This is a genomic window from Ureibacillus suwonensis, assembly GCF_042655065.1.
In the GTDB taxonomy this organism is placed as follows: Bacteria; Bacillota; Bacilli; order Bacillales_A; family Planococcaceae; genus Ureibacillus; species Ureibacillus suwonensis.
Window position 1 is genome coordinate 1 of sequence record NZ_JBHSNQ010000153.1, and the last position, 8549, is coordinate 8549.

Genomic DNA, 8549 nt, shown 5'->3' on the forward strand with positions numbered 1-8549 from the left:
AAACAAAGTTACCTTCCATTAGGTAGCTCTGCTTTCTTATTGTCTTTTTTAGGTTATTTATATATTACCCTCAATAGATTGAAGCTATTCATGGGCTAAGTGGAATTAAATTATTTTCACAGAAAAATCCTTTATAATGGTTTGGTGGTAGTAAACCTATCCAAATCCAAAATAAAGGAACACATGTATGGATAAGTTTACACGAAAAACATCATTTGAACAATGGTTTTCACCCATTAATTCTTCCTTATTTAAGGAATTGGTGAAAACACATCAATTAAATCGCTATACCAAGAAGCTTTATATGGCTTCTTTTGTGAAACTCCTTTTATATGCTCAACTTCATGAAACAGAGAGTTTGCGAGCATTGAGCGACGCTGTCTTCTCCGAAGAATTACAACGTGCAACGGGATTAGAATCGATTAGCTTTTCACAGTTAGGAAGACGCATCAATTCGATTCCTACTGTTTTCTTTCAAACCATTTTTCTTGATTTAGTGGTCCAAATTCATGAGAAAACTCATTTTCAAAAGCGAAGAAAAGTGACAACACCACTCAAAATCGTTGATTCGAGTACATTACCACTTCCTTTAGCCAACTATCCGTGGGCAACGTTTCGAAAAACAAAATCAGGTGTCAAGTTGCACTTGCGCCTTGTTTTCATGGAAAAAGGGTACTCTTACCCAGACAAAGCCACATTGACGAACGCCATTGAACATGATCGAGGGCAATTAGAGATATTCATCGACGATCAAGAATGCCTGTATGTGTTCGACCGGGGCTACTTAGACTACGAGCGCTTTGATCGTATGACGGATGATGGCTATTTCTTTGTTTCCCGTTTACGGAAAAACGCTGTAGTCCGTGTATTGGAGACCTTTTCACTACCAGAAAATTCATCTGTTTTGTCTGATGAAATGGTGGTCATTGGCACTACACAAAATCGTTCTGAGAATGCGTTCCGTTTACTGAAATTGGTTGATACAAAAGGAAACGAACTGCATCTACTGACGAATCGTTTCGACATGAGTGCGGATGAAATCGCAGAAATCTATAAATCACGCTGGGCTATTGAATTGTTCTTCAAATGGATGAAACAGCATTTGAACATCAAAAAGTTTTATGGACATAGTGAACAAGCCGTACACAACCAAGTGTATCTAGCGATGATTGTATATTGTCTAAATGTGTTAGCACAGTTGAACACAAATAGCAATCGAAGCTACATACAAATTACTCGCTATTTAAAGGCCTTTTTATGGAAATCCGCTCACATTTGGTTACGAAAAATTGAGGGAAAAAGCGTCCCATAAGGGTTTATTTGTTGTTGTTGCACTAGTCACAAGTTATAGTAAAAAAATGGATGTTTACTACCTTTGTTTAGGTATTTTCAATTTTTTCTATTTCGTAGAAAAAATAAAAACTGAAATTTCAGAAACTATTTATGCGACACTAGTGATACAATCTGAATGATACAATAATTAAAAAAAGCGATCACTCATCTTTCAAAAATTACGAATATGTTTGACCGCCTTTTCTTTATTTTTTTAATAAAGTAATTCGGAAAGTTGTACCTTCCTCCGAACTTTTCAATAAAACTAAATCACCATCTAAAGCATTGGCAATCATTTTACTTAAAGTTAAACCAAGCCCTAAACCTCGAACTTTCAATTTTTTATTTTCTCCTCTGAAAAAGCGCTCGAATATATAAGGCTGTTCTTCTTCTGGAATTCCCCCGCCCGTATCTACAACATCAATTGCTATTTGCTGATTTTCTTCCATTATGGTAATTCGAATTTCCCCTTGATTATCCATTGCACTTTTTGCATTATTAAGCAAATTAGTGATGATTTGTTGGAAGCGAAGGGGATCGACCAAGACTTCAGTTGGGGTTGAAATTTGATTGATTTCAATTTCAATCCCTTCATCTTGCTGAGCGATTTGCCACGTAAACACCGCATCTTCCACAACTTCATTGATATCATAATAATCCTTATGAAGAACCATCACTGCATTTGTTGCAAATTGATTAAAGGCAAGTAAGTCTTCTACCATTTTTTTCATTTTTTCTACTTCATTTAATGAAATATTTAAAAATTCCTTCGCTTCTTCTCCTGTTACAACTTCATCTCTTACCGCTTGTAGTAATCCGCTAATGGCTGTAACTGGAGTTTTTAACTCATGGGTTACACCAGCAAGAAGTTCCGTCCTTAAAGACTCTAGTTTTTCCAATTTATGTGTCATTTCCTTAAAAGATTGAATTAATTCAAATACTTCTTTTTCTTTACCATTATTCGGAATATCTATTTGATAGTTTCCTTCAGAAACAAGTTTCGCTGCTTCGGCAACATCCTTAATGGGCTTCGATAATCGACTAGAAAGCACATAAATTGCAGCCCATCCAAGCAATGCAAGGCTGATAATCATGATGGCCAATTGGGTATATTCTTGTTCCACATGGGTTAAATGTTCTTTTGAATCCATTAGCACAACCCATCCTACAATAGAATTATCAATTTCAATAGGGGATTTTACTAAATAAAACCTTTCATTCATTAACGTTATTTTTAGATAAGGTTCTTCTGCTTCTAATATTGAAGAATCAAATTGTTTCATTAAAGGTCCTGGACGATTCCGTGAAACAATATCACCACTTGTATCTACTATATACATAATTGGATAAATATCTAACTTCGCATTTTTCTCTTGGAAAAAATCTGGAGGTGGTTGGTGTTCATTTGTTGCAACAATTCGATTACTCAAATTATCTGCCATAAGTTCCATCATATTCAAACGATTTTCTAACGTATTATGTCGTATCCATAAAGCTGAAATAATTGCAATCACCGTAAGCCCTAAAAAAAGCGTCACTAAATATCGACTTGTCCAATAGCTGCGTAACGAAATTCTCTTATTATTTTTCGTAAACACTTAATTGATACCCCAATCCTCGAAGTGTTTTTATTTCCCCTTCCGATCTCGGCCAATCTTGCAAAGCTTTTCGAATTCGTTTAATGGCTAAATCGACAGCCCGATCGCTTCCTTCATAATCCCAGCCCCAAATGTGTTCGATTAATTGGTCCCTTGTAAAAGTTTGATTGGGATTTTCGGATAAAAATAATAGCACCGATAAATCCCGAGGCGTTAGATTTATATTTTTTCCGTTTAGTAACACTTGATGGGATTTTAAATTGATTTCTAGTTGTCCGTACCGTTTCACTGGATGATCATTGTTTCCTTGAACTCGCCTTAATACAGCTTTCACTCGAGCAACTACTTCATCGGCAACAAACGGTTTTGAAATATAATCATCCGCTCCTTCATTTAATCCTTCCAATCGATAATTTACATCCGAAAGGGCCGTTAGCATTATGACAGGACAATTACTTTCTTTCCGAATTTCCTCTAAAATTTCCCAACCGTCTTTATTTGGTAACATCACATCTAAAAGCACGAGATCTGGAAACTCCTCTCTAAAACGAGGTAATGCCTCATTTCCATCATACACTTGAATCACTTCATATCCTATTTTTTTTAAATATACTTTTAACACTTGACTAATCGCATATTCATCTTCCACTACTAAAATCTTCATCTCCCGAACCTCCAAAATGTTCTTTAAAACATTTCTTCATCAAATTAAATTATCACAAAAGTAAGTCAGAAAGAAGTCAATATATAAAGTAATAGACAATCATGGTTACCTCTAAAATATCATATAAATTTTTTTGCAAGTATTTCATTTTGACATCTATTTGACATAATCACATCTTAAACTTGTCATTGTTCAATGAAGGCTTAGGAGGAGAAAAAATGCCGAGTGTAACATCTTACAATCCTAATGGACGTAAAGAGTTAAAACATGCCATTTCGAAAGCAGAATATTTGGTGTTGCGTGAAAAATTACGTCACATTATGAAACTTGATCCTAACGCAGGACCGAATGGCACATATCTAATTCGCTCAACTTATTTTGATAACTTCGATAATAAAGTACTGATTGAGAAAAAAGAAGGATTTTTAAATCGTGATAAATACCGCGTGCGTATTTATGGTTTAAGCGATTCCGTTATTCATCTCGAAAAGAAAAGTAAACGGAACAATTTAACTTTCAAATCAAAATGTCGTATTACAAGGAAAGAATTTGAACAAATGCGCGTTGGAGATATTGAATGGATGAAATGTGATGAGCGACAACTGATTCAAGATTTATATTTTGAAATGTTTTATCATCAGTTAAAACCAAAAGTCGTCGTTGATTATGAACGAGAAGCCTACATTTACCCTTATGGTAATGTTCGCATTACTTTTGATATGAAAGTCCAAACCAGTTTCCAAAATACGGACATGTTCAATAAACATTTGCCAATGGTTGATGCATTAGAACCTAACCTTGTCATTTTAGAAGTGAAATACGATGAATATATCCCAAATACCATTAAGTATTTATTACAATTATCCGACACTCGACAAGAAGCCTATTCAAAATATCAATTAAGTCGGATGTATGGATAAAGCGTTTTAGAATCTTTCAATCTATAGGTTGTCACTTAGAAAAGAACAACATTAATAAAAGGAGAGGAAATAATGGAAACATTAAATTTTTCAGATATTTTTAAATCAAGCTTTTTAGAAAAAACAACGACGATTTCGGTAACCGATGCGGTAATTTGTATCATCAGTTCATTAATACTCGGTTTATTTATTTACTTTGTTTATAAGAAGACTTTCAAAGGTGTTATTTATTCCCATTCTTTTAATATTTCGTTAATTATTATGACAATGGCAACTGCACTCGTAATCATGGGTATTAGTCAAAACATCTTATTGTCTCTTGGTATGGTCGGTGCGTTATCAATCGTTCGTTTCCGTACACCGATTAAAGATCCAATGGATTTAATTTATTTATTCTGGTCAGTCATTGTTGGTATTCTTTGCGGTGCAGAACTAATTGTATTAGCAGTTGTAGGTTCTATTATCATTGGTCTTGTGATTATCTTATTTGCAAATAAAATTAAAGTTGAAAACCCTTATCTTTTAGTTATTAAATACAGTAACGATATTACAAATGAAGAAATCGAACAATTACTTGCGAAAAGCGTGAAAAAATTCGCTTTAAAATCAAATTCCATCATTCAAGGTTATGAAACAGAAATCACTTACGAAATCCGAGTAAAAGAAAATCATTCAAAAATCGTAACAGATCTTTCAAACCTAAAAGGTATTCAATCAGCAGTTATGTTAAGTTATGATGGAAACTTTACAGCATAAAGAACAAATGAAACAGTAGGGAGTCCCTACTGTTTGTTATTAAACTATATAAAAAGGATGGACTAGTATGGCAAAGAATAAATTTAAAATACTGTTGCCTATATTCCTTGGTTCCTCATTACTAGTAAGTGGCTGTACAAATCATTCGAATACATCATCCTCAGAAGAACAGGATTTAATTAGTAGTCTCGTTACGTATAAGAAAAGTGACTACTACTCTCCTTGGCAAAATGATGCTTTCACTACAATTCAACTAGATGGGACGACAGCAACCGTTGATGGAAATGATGGTGCCTTTGTAGAAGGAAACAAAATTTTTATTCGTACTACAGGCACTTTTGTAATTGAAGGTACACTTGAAGATGGACAAATCATCATTGATGCGGAAGATTCTGGGGATGTTCGTCTTGTATTAAATGGTGCTACCATTAAGTCATCTACATCTGCACCTATTTTTGTGAAACAAGCGGATCAAACCATTATCTCTCTTGAGGAGAAGACAACAAATACCCTTTCAGATGCATCCAAATATGTATATGAAGAAGGCACAGATGAACCATCTGCAACAATTTATAGCAAAGATGATTTAACAATTAATGGTCTTGGTTCTTTAACTATTGAAAGTCATTATAACGATGCCATTAAAAGTAACGACGATCTAAAAATTACTGGAGGAAACATCCAGATTAAATCTGTTGACGACGGAATCGTTGGGAAAGACTTATTAGCCGTTAAAGATGCAACGATTGATGTAACAAGTGGAGGCGATGGATTAAAATCTTCCAATGACGAAGATGAATCAAAAGGAAATGTTGTACTTGAAAGTGGTACCTTCACCATTCACTCTGAAGGTGATGGTGTTCAAGGCGAAAAAATCGTTGCAATTGGCGATGGAAAATACAACATTACAACTGGTGGGGGTAGTCCTGAAACAATCGAGGTAAGAGAAGAAATGCCTCCAGGTGGTCCAGGTGGCAATTTTAACCCTCAAGATATGATTAAAGATTTATTGAATAATATCGATGCTTCCGATGAAGTGAAAAAACAATTGGAATCAGCAGAAACAATGAATGAAGTTTTCTCCATTTTACAAGCAAATCCAGATTTGATGGAACAACTTCAACAAAATATGCCAATGCCTGGTGGCGGTGGTCGTGGCATGCGACAAGGTTCTGCTAGCAATAACGCGAACCAAGGAGAAGGAAGTAATTCGAAAGGAACATCTTCCTCTCAAAATAATGGAGATAGTGAACCTCCTCAACAAGCTGAAAACTCAACAGATCAATCTGAAGAAGAAGACACCGTTAGCACAAAAGGAATTAAGGCTGGAACAAACCTTTATATTCTAGGTGGAACAATTAATATCGATTCCTTAGATGATGCAGTTCATAGTAAAGATCTTACCATTTCAGATGGAAATATTCAGATTTCCACTGGTGATGATGGCCTTCATGGCGATGAAACTGTCACATTAAAAGGTGGTAACGTAACTGTTGCAAAAAGTTATGAAGGATTAGAAGGTAAAAAAATCGCTATTACAGGTGGAACTTATCATATTCATGCTGTAGATGATGGAGTCAATATCAATTCGGAAAGTAGTGAAAGATTCGGCATGCCACCAGGAGGCGGTTTTGGAATGCAAACTCCTCCAGGAGCAGACAACTCTGATAATCAAACAGAAGAAAAATCAAGTGAAGATGAAGGCTTATTGTTAATTGAAGGTGGCTATTTATACGTCAATGCAGATGGAGATGGACTCGATTCAAATGGTTCCATCAAAATGACAGACGGAACAGTGATTGTCTATGGACCAACAGAAAACTTTAATGGCCCACTTGATTACGATAAAACCTTCACTATTGAAGGTGGTATTCTTGTTGCATCAGGCAGTAGCGGAATGGCACTAGGCGTTTCTGACGATTCAAGTCAAAATGCGATTATGATGACTTTTGATGAATTCCAAAAAGCCAATACAAATGTATATGTAACAGGCAAAGACGGAAAAGCAATCTTTGGAATTGCTCCTGAAAAAGATTTCCAAAATATTGTCATTAGTACACCAGATTTAAAATTGAATCAATCCTATACTTTCCACATGGGAGGAACTTTAACAGGTGAATCAACCGATGGATTATATGAAAACCCTACTTATACAGAAGGTTCATTATCGGTAGATTTTACCCTATCAGAGGTAATGACTTACTTAGATAAAGATGGTGTTACTGAGGGTAATGCTCCTGGTTTTGGAGGACCTATGGGCAGAAGATCAAACCAAGGAACAACGAACGAAAATAACGTAGAGGAAAAATCAGCAGATGTAAAATCAACAGGCGACAAACCAACAGGGCAAAAACCCACTGGTGAGAAACCTACAGACACTAATTCAGCAGAAGAAAAATAAATCGTGAATTAATCAAATGGCCGTCTGAAAAGTCATTTTGAGACGGCCACTTTGCCACGAGGAGGCGCGTTTGATGTGACCACCGCAGGAGCATATTTCTGCCCCGAAAGTGAAACGGCAGGGGCAAAGATTTTTAAGAAAATATGAATATAAGAGGTGGGGCTGTCCAGAAAGTCGATAACTTTCTAGACAGCCCCGTTATTTTACGCTTACAAATAAAAAATGTGGGAAGACTGATTTAGACTCTGATCAACTTATTATAAAGGTGAATAGGCTGTTTTCTAAAGGATATAGACATGAAACTGCTTCATATACTCTCTAAATTGTGGAAAATAAAGAAACTTTATGGTGGAATTCGGTGTATTTGACACGAGATATGAAGAATTTGAACCATGCAAGAGTTACCTAAAAAAATAATTAAAATTCCCTCTAGCTTGATAAGAAATAAAATTGAGCTTGACGTGAAATCTGGGGAACTTGACGCGGGGAAGAAAGAGCTTGTCAAGGGAATTCAAGGATTGTCTTGCATAGAAGGGTTTAGATGCTATCTTAGCTTGATAAGAAATAAAATGAGCTTGACACGAAATCTGGGGAACTTGACGCGGGGAAGAAAGAGCTTGTCAAGGGAATTCAAGGATTGTCTTTAATTTAGAGGATTAGATAATTTCGATCTTGACAAAAAATAAAGGAAACTTGATGTAAACTTCAAAAAACTTGACATAAGATGAAATAAATCTAAAGACTTTTACATTATGAGAGTTTTGCAAAATTAGATTTTTATTAAAAAGAGTTTTAAAAGAAACCCAAATAAATTGGGGTATTTTGTATCTTTGGTTTACAAATATTCTGTTTGTCCTTTTTTGGGCGTACTTGCAGAA

General features: G+C 35.3%; 6 protein-coding genes. 4 read left to right on the forward strand and 2 right to left on the reverse strand.

Annotation, left to right across the window (positions count from 1 at the left end; all coding sequences use genetic code 11):
- Positions 1 to 187: 187 nt before the first annotated feature.
- Complete coding sequence (locus ACFPOH_RS11715) at positions 188 to 1312, forward strand: IS4 family transposase (RefSeq protein ID WP_390309786.1); 1125 nt, start codon at positions 188 to 190, stop codon at positions 1310 to 1312.
- A 226-nt stretch (positions 1313 to 1538) separates the two neighbouring features.
- Here ACFPOH_RS11715 and ACFPOH_RS11720 read toward each other — a convergent pair whose 3' ends face one another.
- Together ACFPOH_RS11720 and ACFPOH_RS11725 are read right to left on the reverse strand one after the other, a co-directional pair.
- Positions 1539 to 2930, reverse strand: a complete 1392-nt coding sequence (locus tag ACFPOH_RS11720; protein ID WP_390309787.1) for an ATP-binding protein — start codon at positions 2928 to 2930, stop codon at positions 1539 to 1541.
- The gene (locus tag ACFPOH_RS11725) at positions 2914 to 3594 is read right to left on the reverse strand and encodes a response regulator transcription factor (RefSeq protein ID WP_390309789.1); all 681 of its coding nucleotides are present in this window, start codon (positions 3592 to 3594) and stop codon (positions 2914 to 2916) included. Before ACFPOH_RS11725 ends, ACFPOH_RS11720 begins: the two co-directional genes overlap by 17 nt.
- 218 nt (positions 3595 to 3812) lie before the next feature.
- Between ACFPOH_RS11725 and ACFPOH_RS11730 the strand changes: the two genes are divergently transcribed.
- The 3 genes from ACFPOH_RS11730 to ACFPOH_RS11740 all read left to right on the forward strand — a co-directional run bounded on the left by ACFPOH_RS11730 (position 3813) and on the right by ACFPOH_RS11740 (position 7671).
- Positions 3813 to 4514, forward strand: coding sequence for a polyphosphate polymerase domain-containing protein (locus tag ACFPOH_RS11730; protein ID WP_390309790.1), 702 nt, complete (start codon positions 3813 to 3815; stop codon positions 4512 to 4514).
- Positions 4515 to 4586: 72 nt separating this feature from the next.
- The gene (locus tag ACFPOH_RS11735) at positions 4587 to 5270 is read left to right on the forward strand and encodes a DUF4956 domain-containing protein (RefSeq protein ID WP_390309792.1); all 684 of its coding nucleotides are present in this window, start codon (positions 4587 to 4589) and stop codon (positions 5268 to 5270) included.
- A 67-nt stretch (positions 5271 to 5337) separates the two neighbouring features.
- Positions 5338 to 7671 carry a carbohydrate-binding domain-containing protein gene (locus tag ACFPOH_RS11740; RefSeq protein WP_390309794.1) on the forward strand — a complete coding sequence of 778 codons (2334 nt, stop codon included), beginning with the start codon at positions 5338 to 5340 and terminating at the stop codon, positions 7669 to 7671.
- Positions 7672 to 8549: the final 878 nt, after the last annotated feature.